Source organism: Exiguobacterium abrahamii (genome assembly GCF_015645365.1).
GTDB classification, from domain to species: Bacteria; Bacillota; Bacilli; order Exiguobacteriales; family Exiguobacteriaceae; genus Exiguobacterium_A; species Exiguobacterium_A abrahamii.
On record NZ_JADOYC010000007.1, the window covers coordinates 26766 to 44165 of the forward strand.

Genomic DNA, 17400 nt, shown 5'->3' on the forward strand with positions numbered 1-17400 from the left:
CCAACCGGCTGTGTTATTTTGGAGGATATCTTCATGTCTTACAAAAAAGTAGTCGGCGCAGATTTGAAGTTTGTCGGTCAAAAGCAAACGCTCAAAGCATTGCGATCTGGCAAGGCGTCGGAAGTGATCATTGCGGATGACGCAGATGAACACGTAAAACAAGCATTGCTCGATGCGGCGAAACAAGCAAACGTTCCAGTCGTGAATGTTCCTTCTAAGCAAGAGCTTGGAAAAGCTTGTGGAATCGATGTCGCAGCAACCGCTGTTGCCATTAAGAAAGTTTGATAATGCGTTTTGTGTGGCGATGGAATGCCTGAGCCACGCAAAACGTTTCATTATGACTTTCGATGAACCACCCGGCTCGGTGGTTTTGAAATTTGTCATGAATTCAGGAAGGGAGGATCTCAAAGATGCCTACTATCAACCAATTAGTCCGTAAAGGACGTCAATCAAAAGTTGTGAAATCAGATTCGCCAGCGCTGAACAAAGGGTACAACAGCTTCATTAAAGCTCGTACTGACATCAGCTCACCACAAAAACGTGGTGTTTGTACTCGTGTAGGTACAATGACTCCGAAGAAACCGAACTCGGCTCTTCGTAAATACGCACGTGTACGTTTGACGAACACAATGGAAGTAACAGCTTACATCCCAGGTATCGGCCACAACCTTCAAGAGCACAGTGTTGTTCTTATCCGCGGCGGCCGCGTAAAAGACTTACCAGGGGTACGTTACCACATCGTTCGTGGTGCGCTTGATACAGCTGGTGTTGACGGCCGTATGCAAGGTCGTTCGAAATACGGTACGAAACGTCCTAAAGTTAAAAAATAATCTAGATATCTTAAGATATCACCTCACTATATGAAAGGAGGGACTCGGAATGCCACGTAAAGGTCAAGCAGAACGTCGTGATGTAATGGCTGATCCGATCTACAACTCTAAACTCGTTACCCGCCTTATCAACCGTCTTATGTTAGATGGTAAAAAAGGTACTGCTCAACAAATCTTATACAAAGCTTTCGAAACTATCGCTGAACGTTCAGGTCGCGATGCAATGGAAGTCTTTGAAGAAGCGATGAACAACATCATGCCAGTTCTTGAAGTTAAAGCACGCCGTGTAGGTGGAGCTAACTATCAAGTTCCTGTCGAAGTTCGCCCAGAGCGTCGTACGACACTCGCACTTCGTTACCTCGTGAACTACTCACGTCTCCGTAACGAAAAAACTATGGATGCGCGCCTTGCTAACGAAATCATGGACGCTGCAAACAACACTGGTGCTTCTGTTAAGAAGCGCGAAGATATGCACAAAATGGCGGAAGCGAACAAAGCGTTTGCCCACTACCGCTGGTAATTCCGAAAATCACCACCTCATGCATGCCATTTTTAATGGAATTATGAGGTGGCTTTCGGGTATAGTCATGACGTGTGGCAACACACGACCACTAAACTAAAATGCGAAAGGAGAATGTTTAAAGATGGCAAGAGAATTCTCCCTTAAGAACACTCGTAACATCGGGATCATGGCTCACATCGATGCTGGTAAAACAACAACGACTGAGCGTATCCTGTATTACACGGGTCGTATCCACAAGATTGGTGAAACGCACGAAGGTGCTTCACAAATGGACTGGATGGAGCAAGAGCAAGAGCGTGGGATCACGATTACATCGGCAGCAACAACTGCTCAATGGAAAGGTAACCGCGTAAACATCATCGATACACCTGGACACGTAGACTTCACAGTTGAGGTTGAACGTTCACTTCGCGTACTTGATGGTGCGGTAGCAGTACTTGACGCTCAGTCTGGTGTTGAGCCACAAACTGAGACAGTATGGCGCCAAGCTACAACTTACGGCGTACCACGTATCGTTTTCGTTAACAAAATGGATAAAATCGGTGCAGACTTCTTGTACTCGGTCGGAACGCTTCGCGAACGCCTCCAAGCGAACGCACACGCGATCCAACTTCCAATCGGTGCGGAAGATGAATTCAAAGGAATCATCGACCTCGTCGAACAGAAAACATACATGTACGGTAACGATCTCGGAACTGACATCGAAGTGACTGACGGTTTCCCAGCTGATCTTGCTGATCAAGCTGAAGAACTCCGTGGATCATTGATCGAAGCAGTTGCGGATTATGAAGAAGAATTGATGATGAAATACCTCGAGGGTGAAGAAATCACAATCGACGAGTTGAAAGCGGCTATCCGTAAAGCAACTCTGACAGTTGACTTCTATCCTGTACTCGTAGGTTCGGCATTCAAGAACAAAGGTGTTCAGCTTATGCTTGACGCAGTTCTCGATTACCTCCCATCACCAATCGACGTAAAAGCGATCTCAGGTATCGACATGGATACGGATGAAGAAATCGTACGTGAGTCTTCGGACGACGCACCATTCTCTGCACTCGCGTTCAAAGTCATGACTGACCCTTACGTCGGTAAACTTACATTCTTCCGTGTGTACTCTGGTACAGCTTCGGCAGGATCGTACGTTAAAAACTCAACAAAAGGCAAACGTGAGCGTCTTGGACGTATCCTTCAAATGCACGCAAACAGCCGTGAAGAGATCCCGATGGTATACGCGGGTGACATCGCTGCAGCTGTAGGTTTGAAAGATACGACTACTGGAGATACGCTTTGTGCAGAGAAAGACAACGTCGTTCTCGAATCAATGACATTCCCAGAACCAGTTATCTCGGTCGCTATCGAACCAAAAACGAAAGCTGACCAAGATAAAATGGGTCAAGCCCTCGCTAAGCTTGCTGAAGAGGATCCAACGTTCCGCACTGAAACAAACCCAGAGACTGGTCAAACGATCATCTCAGGTATGGGTGAGCTTCACCTCGACATCATCGTTGACCGTATGCGTCGCGAGTTCAAAGTCGAAGCAAACGTTGGTGCTCCACAAGTAGCTTACCGTGAAACGATCCGCCAAGCGGCGAAGATCGATTCGAAGTTCGCTCGTCAATCTGGTGGTCGTGGTCAGTATGGTCACGTCGTCGTAGAATTCGAGCCGAACGAAGAAGGCGCTGGCTTCGAGTTCAACAACAAAATCGTCGGTGGTGTTGTTCCACGTGAATACATCCCAGCGGTTGAGAACGGAATCGAAGAAGCACTTCAAAACGGTATCCTTGCTGGTTACCCGGTCGTTGACGTAAAAGCTTCACTCGTCTTCGGATCGTACCACGATGTCGACTCAAACGAGATGGCATTTAAAGTTGCGGCTTCAATGGCAGTCAAACAACTCAAAGATAAGAGCGGCGCTGTTATCCTTGAGCCAATGATGAAAGTTGAAATCGTCATCCCAGACGAATACATGGGAGACATCATGGGTGATGTTACATCACGCCGTGGTCGCGTAGAAGGTATGGAAGCACGCGGTAACGCTCAAGTTGTCCGTTCAATGATTCCACTTTCTGAAATGTTCGGATACGCTACTGGTCTTCGTTCACGCACACAAGGTCGCGGAACGTACTCGATGCACTTCGATCACTACGAAGAAGTACCGAAATCAGTTGCGGAAGAAATCATCAAAAAAGCGAACGGCTAATCCTTCACAGGTTGTCACGCTTTTATGATTAGTGTAAGCTAAGGAAGGTGTACGTTATCTTACGACTCACCTTCCTAGTTATAAAAAATTATTAGACACATAGAGGAGGAATTCAGAATGGGTAAGGAAAAATTCGACCGTTCTAAACCGCACGTTAACGTTGGTACAATCGGCCACGTCGACCACGGTAAAACAACTTTAACAGCAGCTATCTCAGCTGTACTTGCAAAAGCACAAGGTAAAGCTGCAACTAAGTTTGACCAAATCGATGGTGCTCCAGAAGAGCGCGAGCGCGGTATCACAATCGCAACAGCTCACATCGAGTACGAAACAGAAAAACGCCACTATGCACACGTTGACTGCCCAGGTCACGCTGACTATGTTAAAAACATGATCACTGGTGCTGCACAAATGGACGGCGCGATCCTCGTTGTTTCTGCAACAGATGGTCCAATGCCACAAACACGTGAGCACATCTTGCTTTCACGTCAAGTAGGTGTTCCTTTCATCGTAGTATTCATGAACAAAGTTGACATGGTTGACGACGAAGAGCTTCTTGAGCTCGTCGAAATGGAAATCCGTGAGCTTCTTTCTGAGTACGACTTCCCAGGTGATGACCTCCCAGTTATCCAAGGTTCTGCTCTTGGCGCGCTTAACGGCGAAGCTAAATGGGAAGAAAAAATTCTTGAACTCATGGCAGCTGTCGATGAGTACATCCCAGAACCAACTCGTGACACTGAAAAAGACTTCATGATGCCAGTTGAGGATGTCTTCTCAATCACTGGTCGTGGTACAGTTGCTACTGGCCGCGTTGAGCGTGGAGTTCTTAAAGTCAACGACGAGATCGAAATCGTTGGTCTTCACGAAGAAACTAAAAAATCAGTATGTACTGGTGTAGAGATGTTCCGTAAGCTTCTTGACTATGCTGAAGCTGGCGACAACATCGGTGCTCTTCTCCGTGGTGTATCACGTGACGACATCGAGCGTGGACAAGTTCTCGCGAAACCAAACACAATCACACCACACAAAAAGTTCAAAGCGCAAGTTTACGTTCTTTCTAAAGAAGAGGGTGGCCGTCACACGCCATTCTTCGCGAACTACCGCCCGCAGTTCTACTTCCGTACAACTGACGTAACTGGTATGGTTCAACTTCCAGAAGGTACTGAAATGGTTATGCCTGGGGACAACATCGAAATGACTGTTGAACTCATCGCACCAATCGCTCTTGAAAAAGAAACTCGTTTCTCAATCCGTGAAGGTGGCCGTACAGTAGGCGCTGGATCAGTTACAGAAATCGTTGAGTAATTTTTAAGACAAAGGTCTTCCGTCTCCCGTGGCGGAAGACCTTTTTTCATTTCTTTGAAAACAGTCTTGCAACATGGTCTGACATCTTATATACTGAGGAAAGTGTTTGTGCGAGTGGTGAGAGACTTGAATACATATTCTATTTTATTAGTGCTTGCATTCTTGCTGGTGATTAAGTATGATAGAATATGTTGGTCACAAACACAACGCGATGAAGCGGGAGGTTATGACACACCAGGCGGCATTGCCATGGCTAGTGTGGAAATTTCCGCGGAGAATGTCTATTTACGAAATAGGCGAAAAGGAGGGAAATAACATGGCAAATGAAAAAATTCGGATCCGTTTGAAAGCATACGATCACCGCGTGCTTGATCAATCGGCTGAGAAGATTGTCGACACAGCAAAACGTTCAGGTGCTACTGTATCTGGTCCGATCCCACTCCCAACGGAGAAAGCGGTCTACACAGTACTTCGTGCCGTTCACAAGTACAAAGATGCTCGTGAGCAGTTCGAAATGCGTACACACAAACGTTTGATCGACATCGTTAACCCAACACCGAAAACTGTTGATGCGCTTATGCGTCTCGAACTTCCATCGGGCGTTGACATCGAAATCAAACTTTAATTTTTCTTCTATAGATAGTTGATACTAGCCAGAAGATCAAAATCATTCAATATTAGGAGGTGTATCTCATGGCTAAAGGAATCTTAGGAACTAAACTCGGTATGACACAAATCTTCAACGAGTCAGGCGAAGTCGTCCCTGTTACTGTCGTTTCAGTCGAAGGTAACGTTGTTCTTCAATTGAAAACAACGGAAGTTGACGGTTACGAAGCAGTCCAACTCGGCTTTGGTGATATCAAAGAAGGTCGTCAAAACAAACCGCAAAAAGGTCACGCTGCGAAAGCAAACGCGACACCTAAGCGCTTCATTAAAGAAATCCGTACATCAGTAGCAGATTTCGAAATCGGTCAAGAGATTAAAGCAGATACTTTCGCTGCAGGCGAAATGGTTGATGTAACAGGTACGTCGAAAGGTAAAGGTTTCGCTGGTGCAATCAAGCGTCACAACCAATCACGTGGTCCAATGGCTCACGGTTCGCGTTACCACCGTCGCCCAGGTTCAATGGGTCCTGTTGCTCCTAACCGTGTATTCAAAGGGAAATTGCTCCCTGGACGCATGGGTGGAGAGCAAATCACTGTTCAAAACCTTGAAATCGTAAAAGTTGATGCAGAACGCGGCTTACTCCTCGTCAAGGGTGCTATCCCAGGCGCACGTAAGAGCCAAGTTGTCATCAAATCTGCGGTTAAAGGCAACTAATCCGTTTGCAAGGAAAGGAGGAATAACGAATGCCTAAAGTAGCTTTGCTTAACCAAACAGGTACACAAGTTGGAGACATCGAGCTCGCAGATGCCGTTTTCGGAATCGAGCCAAATGAAGCAGTCGTATACGATGCAATCGTCATGCAACAAGCTTCACGTCGCCAAGGTACACATGATACAAAAGGTCGCTCGGAAGTTCGCGGTGGCGGCCGTAAACCATGGAAACAAAAAGGTACTGGTCGTGCACGCCAAGGTTCGATCCGTTCGCCACAATGGGTTGGCGGTGGAACTGTCTTCGGTCCAACACCACGTTCGTACGCTTACAAACTTCCTAAAAAGGTTCGTCGTCTCGCACTTCGTTCAGCACTTTCTTCGAAAGTCGCTAACAACGAGTTCATCGTTCTTGAAGGATTGACAATCGATGCTCCTAAAACTAAGGACATGATCGCAGTATTCGCTGCTCTTTCAATCGAACGTAAAGTTCTCGTCGTTACTGCTGATTACAACGAGTCAGTCGTTCTTTCAACACGCAACATCCCAGGTGTCACAGTCGTTGACGCTGCAGGTGTAAACGTCCTTGATCTTGTCGCTCATGACAAAGTCATCATTACGAAGGACGCTGTTGCGAGAGTAGAGGAGGTGCTTGCATAATGGCACACACACACGACATTATCAAACGTCCTGTCATTACTGAACGTTCAGTAAACCAAATGGCTGAGAAAAAGTACACATTCGAAGTAGACGTGAAGGCATCTAAGACTCAAATCAAAGATGCAGTTGAAGCGATCTTCGGAGTGAAAGTTGACAAAGTCAACACATTGATCTCAAAACCAAAAGCAAAACGCGTAGGTCGTCACGCTGGTTACACAGCACGCCGCAAAAAAGCGGTCGTCACGCTTACTGCAGATAGCAAAGAACTCGATTACCTCGGTTAATCGGAACTCTGTAGAAAAGGAGGGAACTCTCGATGGGAATTAAAAAGTTTAAACCGACCACTAACGGTCGTCGTAATATGACTGCGCTTGACTTTGCTGAGATTACGGCTTCACGTCCTGAAAAATCGTTAACTGAAAAGCTTTCGAAAAAGGGCGGACGTAACAACCAAGGTCGCTTGACAGTACGTCACCAAGGTGGCGGACACAAACGTAAATATCGTATCATCGACTTCAAACGGAACAAGGATGGCATCGCTGGTCGTGTCGCTACAATTGAGTACGATCCAAACCGCTCTGCTAACATCGCATTGATCCACTACATCGATGGTGAAAAACGCTACATCCTCGCACCGAAAGGCTTGAAAGTAGACATGCAAGTCATGGCTGGACCAGAAGCTGACATTAAAGTCGGTAATGCTCTTCCACTTTCAAACATCCCAGTCGGTACGTTGATCCACAACATCGAACTTAAGCCAGGTAAAGGTGGTCAGCTCGTTCGCGCAGCTGGTACTTCTGCTCAGCTTCTCGGTAAAGATGGTAAATACGCGATCGTTCGTCTTCAATCAGGCGAAACTCGTATGATCCTTGCTACTTGCCGTGCAACAGTCGGCGCTGTCGGTAATGAAGAGCACGAGCTCGTCAATATCGGTAAAGCTGGTCGTTCACGCTGGCTCGGAAAACGTCCTACAGTTCGTGGTTCTGTCATGAACCCAGTCGATCACCCACACGGTGGTGGTGAAGGACGTGCTCCAATCGGTCGTTCGGGCCCACTTACTCCTTGGGGTAAACCGGCACTCGGATACAAAACTCGTAAGAAAAACAAAGCGAGCGATAAATATATCGTCCGTCGTTCTAAAAAATAATTACATGATTTCTGGACGGTTCGTAGGAACCGTTCCTGAATCATGCCAAAGGGAGGTACAACTATGGGTCGCAGCTTGAAAAAAGGTCCATTCGCAGATCACCATCTGCTCGCTAAGGTTGATAAAGCCAACGAAGCTGGTGACAAACATGTCATCAAAACTTGGTCACGCCGCTCGACAATCTTCCCAGAGTTCATCGGTCACACGATCGCTGTCTACGATGGTCGTAAACACGTACCGGTTTACGTGACAGAAGATATGGTCGGTCACAAACTTGGTGAATTCGCTCCAACACGTTCTTACAAAGGACATGCTGGAAACGATAAGAAAACGAAACGTTAATCTGAGGGGAGGTACTCATTATGCAATCAAAAGCATCGGCTAATATGGTTCGCATTGCTCCTCGTAAGGCACGTCTCGTAGTAGACTTAATCCGCGGGAAGCAAATCGGCGAAGCACTTTCGATTCTTGCTTACACGAACAAGGCAGCAACGCCAATCGTTGAGAAAGTATTGAAATCGGCAATCGCGAACGCTGAGCACAACTTCGACATGAACATCGAAAACCTCGTAGTCACTGAGGCTTACGTAAACGAAGGTCCAACGCTCAAACGTTTCCGCCCACGTGCAATGGGTCGCGCAAGCCGCATCAACAAACGTACGAGCCACGTTCACATCGTGGTATCTGAAAAATAAGGAGGGATTACCGTGGGTCAGAAGATTAACCCAACTGGTCTTCGCGTAGGTATCATCAAAGACTGGGAATCACGTTGGTTCGCAGATAAAGACTATGCTGATCTCCTTCATGAAGACTACGTAGTTCGTGAATATATCGAAAAACGTCTTAAAGACGCTAGTGTCTCTAAAGTAGAAATCGAGCGCGCAGCTAACCGCTTGAACATCTCACTTCACACTGCTAAGCCTGGTATGGTTATCGGTAAAGGCGGTTCTGAAATCGAAACACTTCGTAAAGACATCACTAACCTTGCAAAAGGCAAACGCGTTCACGTTAACGTCGTTGAAGTGAAAAACCCGGATGCAGTTGCTAAGCTCGTCGCTGAGAACATCGCTCGCCAACTTGAAGGTCGCGTATCGTTCCGTCGTGCTATGAAGCAATCAATCCAACGCTCAATGCGTTCTGGTATCAAAGGAATCAAGACTGAAGTTTCTGGTCGTCTTGGTGGCGCTGATATCGCTCGTTCTGAGAAGTATTCGGAAGGAACAGTTCCACTTCATACACTCCGTGCAGACATCGATTACGGTACTGCAGAAGCTGATACAACTTACGGCAAAATTGGCGTAAAAGTATGGCTCCACCACGGTGAAGTGCTTCCTACGAAAAAAGCAGCAGCAAACGAAGAATAATCCACATCCGTCTAGGGAAGGAGGCAACACAACATGTTGTTACCAAAACGTGTAAAATATCGTCGTGTTCACCGCGGCAACATGCGTGGTAAAGCGAAACGTGGTACTACAGTACACTTCGGCGAGTTCGGTATCCAAGCTCAAGAAGCTAGCTGGATCACTAGCCGTCAAATCGAATCAGCGCGTATCGCGATGACTCGTTATATGAAACGTGGTGGTAAAGTGTGGATCAAGATCTTCCCACACAAGCCATACACTAAAAAACCTCTTGAAGTCCGAATGGGTTCAGGTAAAGGTGCTCCGGAGGGCTGGGTAGCAGTCGTCAAACCGGGTAAAGTAATGTTCGAAATCGCAGGAGTATCGGAAGAGATCGCACGCGAAGCTCTCCGTCTTGCATCACACAAACTTCCAGTAAAATGTAAGTTCGTAAAACGTGAAGAAAATGGTGGTGATACGAATGAAAGCAACTGATCTCCGTCAGCAAACAACTGAAGAGCTTAACGGTAAAGTCGGTTCGTGGAAAGAAGAGTTGTTCAACCTTCGTTTCCAACTCGCGACTGGTCAGCTTGAGAACCCTGCTCGTATCCGTGAAGTGCGCAAGTCGATTGCACGCGCGAAAACCGTTCTTCGTGAACGCGAACTCGGCATCAACAACGCATAATTCACTCGGATTCTGAGAGGAGGAACACTCAATGGAACGCACTAACAACCGCAAAGTGTTAACTGGACGCGTCGTTTCTGACAAAATGGACAAAACGATCGTAGTTACAGTTGAAACAAAAGTAAAGCACAAGCTTTACGGCAAACGCGTAAACTACTCTAAAAAGTACAAAGCGCATGATGAAAACAACACAGCTAAAATCGGTGATGTTGTACGCATTCAAGAAACACGTCCATTATCTAAGGACAAACGTTTCCGTCTCGTAGAAGTCATTGAAGAAGCAGTAATCATCTAAACTCTAATTAGTTCGGGTGAATAAACATCCGGAGGGAGGTACAATCGTATGATTCAACAAGAATCTCGCTTAAAAGTAGCAGACAACTCAGGAGCTCGTGAAGTCTTGACGATCAAAGTCCTCGGTGGTTCTGGTCGTAAAACTGCTAACATCGGTGACGTTATTGTTTGTACAGTAAAACAAGCAACACCAGGTGGCGTTGTCAAAAAAGGTGAAGTTGTACGCGCAGTAGTCGTTCGTACTAAACGTGGCGTTCGTCGTAAAGACGGTTCGTACATCCGTTTTGACGAAAACGCAGCAGTCATCATCAAAGATGACAAAAGCCCACGTGGCACACGTATCTTCGGACCAGTCGCACGCGAACTTCGTGAAAAAGACTTCATGAAGATCGTCTCGTTGGCACCGGAAGTACTTTAATTCCAAAGAATTCCTACAAGGAGGTGCTCTAACGATGCATGTCAAAAAAGGTGATAAAGTTCAGGTTATGACTGGTAAAGACAAAGGCAAACAAGGCGTTGTCCTTACAGCTATGCCTAAAAAAGATCGCGTAATCGTCGAAGGCGTTAACATGATCAAAAAACACTCAAAACCTTCTCAACTCAACCCGCAAGGCGGAATTGTCGAGAAAGAAGCACCGATTCACGTATCGAACGTTATGCTCATCGACCCTAAGACAGGTAACCCAACACGCGTTGGTTTCACTGTGGTTGACGGCAAGAAAGTACGTATCGCTAAAAAATCGGGCGAAGCTTTAGATAAATAAGAAGATTTAAAGAAAGGAGGTCCACTTTCTGATGAACCGTTTAAAAGCTAAATACCAAGACGAAATCGTCAAAGTAATGATGGAGAAATTCAATTACAGTTCTGTAATGCAAGCGCCGAAAGTCGATAAAATCGTAATCAACATGGGTGTTGGTGACGCTGTTACGAACTCTAAGGCACTTGACATGGCAGTTGAAGAGCTTCAGCTCCTCACTGGTCAGAAACCACTCATCACGAAAGCTAAGAAATCAATCGCTGGTTTCAAACTTCGTGAAGGTATGCCAATCGGTGCGAAGGTTACACTTCGTGGCGAGCGCATGTACGAATTCCTCGACAAGTTGATCAACGTGTCACTTCCACGTGTACGTGACTTCCGTGGCGTATCGAAAAAATCTTTCGATGGCCGTGGTAACTACACGCTAGGCGTGAAGGAACAATTGATCTTCCCAGAGATCGACTACGATCGCGTATCGAAAGTCCGTGGTATGGACATCGTTATCGTAACTACTGCTAACACGGATGAAGAGTCACGTGAGCTTCTCACTGCACTCGGCATGCCATTCCAAAAATAAGGGAGGTCGACAACATGGCTAAGAAATCAATGATCGCACGTGAAGTAAAACGTCAAGCACTCGTTGAGCGCTACGCTGAAAAACGCGCAGAATTGAAAGCACAAGGCGACTACATCGGCTTGAGCAAACTCCCACGTAACTCTTCAGCGGTTCGTTTACACAACCGTTGTAGTATCACTGGCCGTCCACACGGTTACATTGGTAAATTCGGTATCAGCCGTATTAAGTTCCGTGATCTTGCTCATAAAGGTCAAATCCCTGGTGTTAAAAAAGCAAGCTGGTAATTCATTAAAGTTGTGAAAGGAGGTACATCGCATGGTTATGACAGATCCGATTGCAGATATGCTTACACGCATTCGTAATGCAAACATGGTTCGCCATGAGAAGTTGGAAATGCCAGCTTCTACAATCAAACGTGAAGTCGCTGAAATCCTCAAACGTGAAGGTTTCATCCGCGATGTTGAATATCTCGAGGACAGCAAACAAGGTACGCTCCGCGTATTCCTTAAATACGGCGCAAGCAACGAGCGCGTCATCACTGGACTCAAACGTATCTCGAAACCAGGTCTTCGCGTTTACGCGAAAGCTGATGAAATCCCGAAAGTACTCGGTGGTCTCGGAATCGCTATCGTTTCAACATCTAAAGGTGTAATGACTGACAAAGAAGCTCGCCAACAAAAAGTCGGCGGCGAAGTGATCGCATACATCTGGTAATACACGCATAAAAAGAACGGAGGTGTCTTAAATGTCACGTATTGGTAAAAAGCCAGTCGTCATCCCAGCAGGCGTTACAGTAACAGTTGAAAACAACACGGTTACGGTAAAAGGTCCTAAAGGGGAACTCTCACGTGAGTTCAGCCCAGCTATGGCGATTAACGTAGAAGGTAATGAATTGACTGTCACTCGTCCGAACGACGAGAAAGCAAACCGTACGATCCACGGAACGACTCGTGCGCTTATCGCGAACATGGTCGAAGGTGTAAGCAACGGTTTCGCTAAGACACTCGATATCCAAGGTGTTGGTTACCGTGCACAAAAGCAAGGTAACAAAATCGTACTCAACCTCGGTTACTCACACCCAATCGAGTACACTCCGGAACAAGGCATCGAAGTCGAAGTTCCTACGAATACGCAACTCATCGTTCGCGGAATCAGCAAAGAACGTGTTGGTCACGTCGCTGCATTGATCCGTTCGTACCGTCAACCTGAGCCGTACAAAGGTAAAGGTATTCGTTACAGTGATGAAGTCGTTCGTCGTAAAGAAGGTAAAACAGGTAAGTAATTCGCGAATGCGAATTGACCGGAAAGGAGTGGCATAAATGATCTCAAAGGCAGATAAAAACGCTACGCGTAAAAAACGTCATGGTCGTGTCCGTCGTACAATCATCGGGACTGCAACACGTCCACGTATGAACGTATTCCGTTCGAACAAGAACATTTACGTACAAGTCATTGACGATGCAACACATGCAACACTCGCATCTGCATCATCACTCGACCTTGAAAAAGGCAACACGACTGACGCTGCGGCAGCAGTTGGTAAGCTCGCAGCTGAGCGCGCTCTTGAAAAAGGTATCGAAACAGTCGTTTTCGACCGTGGAGGATATCTCTATCATGGACGTATCAAAGCTGTAGCTGAAGCAGCTCGTGAAGCTGGTCTCAAATTCTAATAGAAAAGGAGGGAACCTCTACATGCGCCAGTTAGAAATTAACATGGATCAACTCGAAGAACGCGTTGTTACCGTAAACCGCGTCGCGAAAGTAGTAAAAGGTGGCCGTCGCTTCCGTTTTGCTGCCCTCGTCGTCGTTGGTGACAAGAATGGTCACGTAGGTTTCGGTACGGGTAAAGCTCAGGAAGTGCCTGAAGCGATCCGTAAAGCAATCGAAGATGCTAAGAAAAACATGGTTAACGTTCCAATCGTTAACACAACAATTCCACACGAAGTCAACGGTGTATTCGGTGCAGGTCACGTCTTCTTGAAGCCTGCTTCTGAAGGTACTGGAGTCATCGCTGGTGGTCCAGTTCGTGCGGTTCTCGAATTAGCGGGAATCAACGACATTCTTTCAAAATCACTTGGATCAAGCACTCCAATCAACATGGTTCGTGCGACTGTCGAAGGTCTCACATCACTCAAACGTGCTGAAGAAGTTGCGAAACTCCGCGGTAAAACCGTCGAAGAACTTCGCGGTTAAGAAAGGGAGGGAAAACAGATGGCGAAACTCGCAGTTACCCTCACACGCAGCATGATCGGTCGTCCGGAGAACCAACGCGTTACTACTCGTACGCTTGGTCTCCGTAAGATGCACCAGACTGTTGTCGTACCTGACAACGCTGCTATGCGTGGGATGATTAACCACGTGTCACACTTAGTGACAGTAAAAGAAATTCAAGAATAATAGTTCGATATAATTTTATGAGGAGGTGCCCCACTATGAAACTCCATGAATTGAAACCAGCTGCTGGTTCACGTTCAGAACGCAACCGTGTAGGTCGCGGTATGTCTTCTGGTAACGGTAAGACTTCTGGCCGTGGTCACAAAGGTCAAAAAGCTCGTTCAGGCGGTGGTGTTCGTCCAGGTTTCGAAGGTGGACAAAACCCACTTTACCGTCGTTTACCAAAACGCGGCTTCAACAACCCAACTCGTAAAGAGTTCGCGGTCATTAACCTTGACACACTCAACCGTTTTGAAGAAGGAACTGAAGTCACTCCAGAACTTCTTGTCGAGACTCGTGCAGTCAAAGGCATGAAAGACGGCGTGAAAATTCTTTCTAACGGTAAGATCGAAAAGAAACTAACAGTCAAAGCTCATAAGTTCTCCGACGCTGCGAAGCAAGCAATCGAAGCTGCCGGCGGTACGGTTGAGGTGATCTAATGTTTCAAGCGATCTCCAATATGTGGCGCGTAGCTGACATTCGTCGGCGCATTCTCTTTACCTTGGCATTGGTTATCGTGTTCCGGATCGGAGCACATATCCCGGTGCCGATGGTAAACACGGAAGTGTTCAAGATTGACCAGAATGGTATTCTTGGTTTCTTGAACTCGTTCGGCGGGAATGCTTTGCAGAATTTCTCACTCTTTGCGATGGGAATCATGCCGTATATCACGGCCTCGATCGTTGTCCAACTCTTACAGATGGACGTTGTTCCAAAGTTTGCCGAATGGGCAAAACAAGGAGAGGCGGGCCGTAAGAAGTTAGCAACGGTAACGCGCTATGGAACGATCGTACTCGGCTTAGTCCAAGCGTTTGGAATCGCGCTTGGATTTAACCGTATCTACCCAGGTCTTGTCGACGAACAGTTCGGCACCTGGACATACGTTATGATTGCACTCGTATTGACAGCGGGAACAGCATTCTTGATGTTCCTCGGTGAACTCATCACGGAGAAGGGCATTGGTAACGGGATATCAATGATCATCTTCGCTGGGATCGTCGCGGGCTTCCCGAATGCATTCCGCCAGATTTACGAAACGAAGCTCCAAAATGCAGGGGATGCTTTGTTTGTAAACGTGCTTTATATCGTACTCTTGCTTTTAATCATCATCGCGGTCATCGTCGGAGTCATCTATGTTCAGCAAGCTGCACGTAAGATTCCGATTCAGTACGCTAAGCGTACGGTGAACCGGACACCAGTTGGCGGTCAATCGGCACACTTGCCGATCAAATTGAACGCTGCCGGTGTTATTCCAGTCATCTTCGCGGTGTCGTTCATGGTGACGCCACCAACGATTGCGAGTTTCTTTGCAAGTCCGGAGACGGCAACGAAGATCCGTGACATCTTCGACTACACGAGTCCAATCGGTATGTCGATCTATGTGGCACTGATCATCGCGTTCTCGTACTTCTACACATTCGTTCAGGTTAACCCGGAACAAATGGCAGAGAACCTTCAAAAACAAGGCGGATACATTCCTGGTATTCGTCCTGGTAAGCAAACGGAGCAGTACATCACGAAGATTCTATACCGTCTGACATTCTTCGGTTCACTCTTCCTCGCTGTCATCGCGGTGACGCCGACATTCTTTATTAAGTTTGCTGGCTTACCGAACTCGGTGCAGATTGGTGGAACGAGCTTGTTGATCGTCATCGGTGTAGGACTAGAGACGATGAAACAGATTGAAAGTCAATTGGTTAAACGACACTACAAAGGCTTTATCCGATAAGGCGGGAGGAAGGGGACCATCCCTTTCCTTTCTGTTGTGTCTATAGAGCTATAGAAGTGGAGGCTACCGACATGAATCTAGTATTGATGGGTTTGCCGGGTGCTGGTAAAGGAACGCAGGCTGCGAAAATCATCGAAGACTATGCGATTCCCCACATCTCGACAGGCGACATGTTCCGCGCGGCGATCAAAGATTCAACGCCACTCGGACAAGAAGCGAAATCATACATGGATAAAGGGGAACTCGTTCCGGACGAAGTCACAATCGGCATCGTACGTGAGCGTCTCGACAAAGAAGACTGTGCAAATGGTTTTCTCCTTGACGGTTTCCCACGCACAGTGAAACAAGCAGATGCTCTTGAAGCATTACTTGAAGATCTGGGCAAACAAATTGATCACGTCATCCACATCGGTGTAGACCCGGAGAAACTTGTCCCTCGTTTGACAGGTCGCCGGATTTGCCCAACTTGCGGAGCAACGTATCATGTTCTCTACAACCCACCAAAAGTGGAGGGGATCTGTGATATCGACGGATCAGCACTTGTACAACGTGAAGATGACCAAGAGGAGACAGTACGTCGTCGCTTGGAAGTCAACGTCGCTCAAGCGCAACCTTTGATTGACTTTTACGCAGAAAAAGGGTATCTTCGTAATTTGGACGGTGATCGTCCAATCAACGATGTATATTCCGATGTTCAGGCACTCCTTGGTGATCAGTAATGATCATCACGAAAGCGCCGCGTGAAATCGACATCATGCGTAAAGCAGGACAAATCGTCGCCCGGACGCATAAGGAGCTTCAAGCTCACATTCGCCCAGGTATCACGACGGGGCAACTCGACGCGATCGCTGAACGCTATATTCGAAGTCAAGGGGCAACACCATCGTTTAAAGGGTATAATGGTTTCACGGGTAGCATCTGTGCTTCCGTGAACGAAGAGCTTGTCCATGGTATTCCGGGAGATCGTGTACTTCAGGACGGTGACATCATCTCGATTGACATCGGAGCAGAGTACAATGGGTATCACGGAGATTCAGCCTGGACATATCCGGTAGGTACAATCTCTGAAGAGACGAAGCGGTTACTTGACGTAACTGAAGAATCTCTGTATAAAGGATTGGAGCGCGCCAAAGCTGGCGTGCACCTGACAGATATTTCGCATGCGATTCAGTCACATGTTGAAGCTGCGAATTTTTCTGTAGTCCGCGAATATGTGGGCCACGGCGTGGGACAAAATTTGCATGAAGATCCGCAAATTCCACATTATGGACCACCGGGGAAAGGGCCGCGCCTGAAAACCGGCATGACACTGGCAATTGAGCCAATGGTCAATGTCGGGAAACGCTATGTTCGCACACTATCCGACAATTGGACGGTAGTGACGGTGGACGGTAGCATGTGCGCCCACTTTGAGCACACCATCGCCATCACAGACGACGGCTACGAGATCTTAACGGTCGATGCAGAGTGAGCTGTGCGCGTTATTGGTGTCACCTTTCTATAAGCCAGTATCCACTCGTGTTTGTGACCGATGATCTCTCAATGGCTCTTGTAGAAAGCCCCTAGCGCTACAAATCGTCTGGGCTCCCAATCAACTTTATAGAGA

The 17400-nt window shown here is 47.0% G+C and carries 29 protein-coding genes; all 29 read left to right on the plus strand.

The window, feature by feature from the left end:
* Positions 1 to 33: 33 nt before the first annotated feature.
* The 29 genes from ITJ88_RS14725 (at position 34) to map (ending at position 17265) form a co-directional block, all read left to right on the plus strand.
* Positions 34 to 285: a ribosomal L7Ae/L30e/S12e/Gadd45 family protein gene (locus ITJ88_RS14725; RefSeq protein WP_023466620.1), complete on the plus strand. Its 252-nt coding sequence runs from the start codon at positions 34 to 36 to the stop codon at positions 283 to 285.
* Between the two features lie 125 nt (positions 286 to 410).
* Positions 411 to 830, plus strand: coding sequence for a 30S ribosomal protein S12 (rpsL, locus tag ITJ88_RS14730; protein WP_023466621.1), 420 nt, complete (start codon positions 411 to 413; stop codon positions 828 to 830).
* 49 nt (positions 831 to 879) lie between these two features.
* Complete coding sequence (gene rpsG / locus ITJ88_RS14735) at positions 880 to 1350, plus strand: 30S ribosomal protein S7 (protein WP_023466623.1); 471 nt, start codon at positions 880 to 882, stop codon at positions 1348 to 1350.
* A 124-nt stretch (positions 1351 to 1474) separates the two neighbouring features.
* Entirely contained in the window at positions 1475 to 3553 is a 2079-nt protein-coding gene (gene fusA, locus ITJ88_RS14740; protein WP_195866121.1) for an elongation factor G, read from the plus strand.
* A 117-nt stretch (positions 3554 to 3670) separates the two neighbouring features.
* Positions 3671 to 4858, plus strand: a complete 1188-nt coding sequence (gene tuf / locus ITJ88_RS14745; protein WP_195866122.1) for an elongation factor Tu — start codon at positions 3671 to 3673, stop codon at positions 4856 to 4858.
* Between the two features lie 316 nt (positions 4859 to 5174).
* The gene (gene rpsJ, locus ITJ88_RS14750; protein WP_029343090.1) at positions 5175 to 5483 is read left to right on the plus strand and encodes a 30S ribosomal protein S10; all 309 of its coding nucleotides are present in this window, start codon (positions 5175 to 5177) and stop codon (positions 5481 to 5483) included.
* Positions 5484 to 5551: 68 nt separating this feature from the next.
* Entirely contained in the window at positions 5552 to 6178 is a 627-nt protein-coding gene (gene rplC, locus ITJ88_RS14755) for a 50S ribosomal protein L3 (protein ID WP_058705174.1), read from the plus strand.
* Positions 6179 to 6207: 29 nt separating this feature from the next.
* Positions 6208 to 6831, plus strand: a complete 624-nt coding sequence (gene rplD, locus ITJ88_RS14760) for a 50S ribosomal protein L4 (protein ID WP_023466630.1) — start codon at positions 6208 to 6210, stop codon at positions 6829 to 6831.
* On the plus strand, positions 6831 to 7115 hold the full coding sequence (gene rplW, locus ITJ88_RS14765) for a 50S ribosomal protein L23 (RefSeq protein WP_023466631.1): 285 nt from the start codon (positions 6831 to 6833) through the stop codon (positions 7113 to 7115). Before rplD ends, rplW begins: the two co-directional genes overlap by 1 nt.
* A gap of 32 nt (positions 7116 to 7147) precedes the next feature.
* Positions 7148 to 7978, plus strand: coding sequence for a 50S ribosomal protein L2 (gene rplB, locus ITJ88_RS14770; protein ID WP_023466632.1), 831 nt, complete (start codon positions 7148 to 7150; stop codon positions 7976 to 7978).
* Positions 7979 to 8041: 63 nt separating this feature from the next.
* Positions 8042 to 8320 (plus strand): 30S ribosomal protein S19, encoded by a 279-nt coding sequence (rpsS, locus tag ITJ88_RS14775; RefSeq protein WP_012369013.1) that lies wholly within the window; start codon positions 8042 to 8044, stop codon positions 8318 to 8320.
* Between the two features lie 20 nt (positions 8321 to 8340).
* Positions 8341 to 8673 carry a 50S ribosomal protein L22 gene (gene rplV, locus ITJ88_RS14780; protein ID WP_012369014.1) on the plus strand — a complete coding sequence of 111 codons (333 nt, stop codon included), beginning with the start codon at positions 8341 to 8343 and terminating at the stop codon, positions 8671 to 8673.
* A gap of 12 nt (positions 8674 to 8685) precedes the next feature.
* On the plus strand, positions 8686 to 9342 hold the full coding sequence (gene rpsC, locus ITJ88_RS14785) for a 30S ribosomal protein S3 (protein WP_023466633.1): 657 nt from the start codon (positions 8686 to 8688) through the stop codon (positions 9340 to 9342).
* Between the two features lie 33 nt (positions 9343 to 9375).
* Positions 9376 to 9813: a 50S ribosomal protein L16 gene (gene rplP / locus ITJ88_RS14790; RefSeq protein WP_012369016.1), complete on the plus strand. Its 438-nt coding sequence runs from the start codon at positions 9376 to 9378 to the stop codon at positions 9811 to 9813.
* Positions 9800 to 10003, plus strand: a complete 204-nt coding sequence (gene rpmC / locus ITJ88_RS14795) for a 50S ribosomal protein L29 (protein WP_012369017.1) — start codon at positions 9800 to 9802, stop codon at positions 10001 to 10003. Before rplP ends, rpmC begins: the two co-directional genes overlap by 14 nt.
* A gap of 31 nt (positions 10004 to 10034) precedes the next feature.
* Positions 10035 to 10298, plus strand: coding sequence for a 30S ribosomal protein S17 (rpsQ, locus tag ITJ88_RS14800; protein ID WP_023466634.1), 264 nt, complete (start codon positions 10035 to 10037; stop codon positions 10296 to 10298).
* Positions 10299 to 10346: 48 nt separating this feature from the next.
* Positions 10347 to 10715 carry a 50S ribosomal protein L14 gene (gene rplN / locus ITJ88_RS14805; protein WP_012369019.1) on the plus strand — a complete coding sequence of 123 codons (369 nt, stop codon included), beginning with the start codon at positions 10347 to 10349 and terminating at the stop codon, positions 10713 to 10715.
* Positions 10716 to 10749: 34 nt separating this feature from the next.
* Positions 10750 to 11061, plus strand: a complete 312-nt coding sequence (gene rplX, locus ITJ88_RS14810) for a 50S ribosomal protein L24 (protein WP_012369020.1) — start codon at positions 10750 to 10752, stop codon at positions 11059 to 11061.
* Between the two features lie 31 nt (positions 11062 to 11092).
* Positions 11093 to 11632: a 50S ribosomal protein L5 gene (gene rplE / locus ITJ88_RS14815; protein WP_023466635.1), complete on the plus strand. Its 540-nt coding sequence runs from the start codon at positions 11093 to 11095 to the stop codon at positions 11630 to 11632.
* A gap of 14 nt (positions 11633 to 11646) precedes the next feature.
* Positions 11647 to 11916, plus strand: a complete 270-nt coding sequence (rpsN, locus tag ITJ88_RS14820; protein WP_023466636.1) for a 30S ribosomal protein S14 — start codon at positions 11647 to 11649, stop codon at positions 11914 to 11916.
* 31 nt (positions 11917 to 11947) lie between these two features.
* Positions 11948 to 12346 (plus strand): 30S ribosomal protein S8, encoded by a 399-nt coding sequence (rpsH, locus tag ITJ88_RS14825; RefSeq protein ID WP_012369023.1) that lies wholly within the window; start codon positions 11948 to 11950, stop codon positions 12344 to 12346.
* Positions 12347 to 12377: 31 nt separating this feature from the next.
* Entirely contained in the window at positions 12378 to 12914 is a 537-nt protein-coding gene (gene rplF / locus ITJ88_RS14830; RefSeq protein ID WP_058705173.1) for a 50S ribosomal protein L6, read from the plus strand.
* A gap of 37 nt (positions 12915 to 12951) precedes the next feature.
* Complete coding sequence (gene rplR / locus ITJ88_RS14835) at positions 12952 to 13302, plus strand: 50S ribosomal protein L18 (RefSeq protein ID WP_023466638.1); 351 nt, start codon at positions 12952 to 12954, stop codon at positions 13300 to 13302.
* A gap of 22 nt (positions 13303 to 13324) precedes the next feature.
* Positions 13325 to 13825 carry a 30S ribosomal protein S5 gene (gene rpsE, locus ITJ88_RS14840; RefSeq protein ID WP_023466639.1) on the plus strand — a complete coding sequence of 167 codons (501 nt, stop codon included), beginning with the start codon at positions 13325 to 13327 and terminating at the stop codon, positions 13823 to 13825.
* Positions 13826 to 13843: 18 nt separating this feature from the next.
* A complete protein-coding gene (gene rpmD, locus ITJ88_RS14845; RefSeq protein WP_023466640.1) occupies positions 13844 to 14029 on the plus strand; it encodes a 50S ribosomal protein L30 in 186 nt (61 codons plus the stop codon).
* A 35-nt stretch (positions 14030 to 14064) separates the two neighbouring features.
* Positions 14065 to 14505, plus strand: a complete 441-nt coding sequence (gene rplO, locus ITJ88_RS14850) for a 50S ribosomal protein L15 (protein ID WP_035399353.1) — start codon at positions 14065 to 14067, stop codon at positions 14503 to 14505.
* Entirely contained in the window at positions 14505 to 15794 is a 1290-nt protein-coding gene (gene secY, locus ITJ88_RS14855) for a preprotein translocase subunit SecY (RefSeq protein WP_058705172.1), read from the plus strand. The genes rplO and secY overlap by 1 nt, the downstream gene beginning before the upstream one ends.
* A gap of 71 nt (positions 15795 to 15865) precedes the next feature.
* The gene (locus tag ITJ88_RS14860) at positions 15866 to 16513 is read left to right on the plus strand and encodes an adenylate kinase (RefSeq protein WP_195866123.1); all 648 of its coding nucleotides are present in this window, start codon (positions 15866 to 15868) and stop codon (positions 16511 to 16513) included.
* On the plus strand, positions 16513 to 17265 hold the full coding sequence (gene map / locus ITJ88_RS14865; RefSeq protein ID WP_023466644.1) for a type I methionyl aminopeptidase: 753 nt from the start codon (positions 16513 to 16515) through the stop codon (positions 17263 to 17265). Before ITJ88_RS14860 ends, map begins: the two co-directional genes overlap by 1 nt.
* Positions 17266 to 17400 lie beyond the last annotated feature (135 nt).

Excerpts from the sequence above, each read along its gene's own strand:
- ITJ88_RS14725 (WP_023466620.1), top strand. The coding sequence starts at position 34 with ATGTCTTACAAAAAAGTAGTCGGCGCAGATTTGAAGTTTGTCGGTCAA.
- rpsL (WP_023466621.1), top strand. The coding sequence starts at position 411 with ATGCCTACTATCAACCAATTAGTCCGTAAAGGACGTCAATCAAAAGTT.
- rpsG (WP_023466623.1), top strand. The coding sequence starts at position 880 with ATGCCACGTAAAGGTCAAGCAGAACGTCGTGATGTAATGGCTGATCCG.
- fusA (WP_195866121.1), top strand. The coding sequence starts at position 1,475 with ATGGCAAGAGAATTCTCCCTTAAGAACACTCGTAACATCGGGATCATG.
- tuf (WP_195866122.1), top strand. The coding sequence starts at position 3,671 with ATGGGTAAGGAAAAATTCGACCGTTCTAAACCGCACGTTAACGTTGGT.
- rpsJ (WP_029343090.1), top strand. The coding sequence starts at position 5,175 with ATGGCAAATGAAAAAATTCGGATCCGTTTGAAAGCATACGATCACCGC.
- rplC (WP_058705174.1), top strand. The coding sequence starts at position 5,552 with ATGGCTAAAGGAATCTTAGGAACTAAACTCGGTATGACACAAATCTTC.
- rplD (WP_023466630.1), top strand. The coding sequence starts at position 6,208 with ATGCCTAAAGTAGCTTTGCTTAACCAAACAGGTACACAAGTTGGAGAC.
- rplW (WP_023466631.1), top strand. The coding sequence starts at position 6,831 with ATGGCACACACACACGACATTATCAAACGTCCTGTCATTACTGAACGT.
- rplB (WP_023466632.1), top strand. The coding sequence starts at position 7,148 with ATGGGAATTAAAAAGTTTAAACCGACCACTAACGGTCGTCGTAATATG.
- rpsS (WP_012369013.1), top strand. The coding sequence starts at position 8,042 with ATGGGTCGCAGCTTGAAAAAAGGTCCATTCGCAGATCACCATCTGCTC.
- rplV (WP_012369014.1), top strand. The coding sequence starts at position 8,341 with ATGCAATCAAAAGCATCGGCTAATATGGTTCGCATTGCTCCTCGTAAG.
- rplP (WP_012369016.1), top strand. The coding sequence starts at position 9,376 with ATGTTGTTACCAAAACGTGTAAAATATCGTCGTGTTCACCGCGGCAAC.
- rpmC (WP_012369017.1), top strand. The coding sequence starts at position 9,800 with ATGAAAGCAACTGATCTCCGTCAGCAAACAACTGAAGAGCTTAACGGT.
- rpsQ (WP_023466634.1), top strand. The coding sequence starts at position 10,035 with ATGGAACGCACTAACAACCGCAAAGTGTTAACTGGACGCGTCGTTTCT.
- rplN (WP_012369019.1), top strand. The coding sequence starts at position 10,347 with ATGATTCAACAAGAATCTCGCTTAAAAGTAGCAGACAACTCAGGAGCT.
- rplX (WP_012369020.1), top strand. The coding sequence starts at position 10,750 with ATGCATGTCAAAAAAGGTGATAAAGTTCAGGTTATGACTGGTAAAGAC.
- rplE (WP_023466635.1), top strand. The coding sequence starts at position 11,093 with ATGAACCGTTTAAAAGCTAAATACCAAGACGAAATCGTCAAAGTAATG.
- rpsN (WP_023466636.1), top strand. The coding sequence starts at position 11,647 with ATGGCTAAGAAATCAATGATCGCACGTGAAGTAAAACGTCAAGCACTC.
- rpsH (WP_012369023.1), top strand. The coding sequence starts at position 11,948 with ATGGTTATGACAGATCCGATTGCAGATATGCTTACACGCATTCGTAAT.
- rplF (WP_058705173.1), top strand. The coding sequence starts at position 12,378 with ATGTCACGTATTGGTAAAAAGCCAGTCGTCATCCCAGCAGGCGTTACA.
- rplR (WP_023466638.1), top strand. The coding sequence starts at position 12,952 with ATGATCTCAAAGGCAGATAAAAACGCTACGCGTAAAAAACGTCATGGT.
- rpsE (WP_023466639.1), top strand. The coding sequence starts at position 13,325 with ATGCGCCAGTTAGAAATTAACATGGATCAACTCGAAGAACGCGTTGTT.
- rpmD (WP_023466640.1), top strand. The coding sequence starts at position 13,844 with ATGGCGAAACTCGCAGTTACCCTCACACGCAGCATGATCGGTCGTCCG.
- rplO (WP_035399353.1), top strand. The coding sequence starts at position 14,065 with ATGAAACTCCATGAATTGAAACCAGCTGCTGGTTCACGTTCAGAACGC.
- secY (WP_058705172.1), top strand. The coding sequence starts at position 14,505 with ATGTTTCAAGCGATCTCCAATATGTGGCGCGTAGCTGACATTCGTCGG.
- ITJ88_RS14860 (WP_195866123.1), top strand. The coding sequence starts at position 15,866 with ATGAATCTAGTATTGATGGGTTTGCCGGGTGCTGGTAAAGGAACGCAG.
- map (WP_023466644.1), top strand. The coding sequence starts at position 16,513 with ATGATCATCACGAAAGCGCCGCGTGAAATCGACATCATGCGTAAAGCA.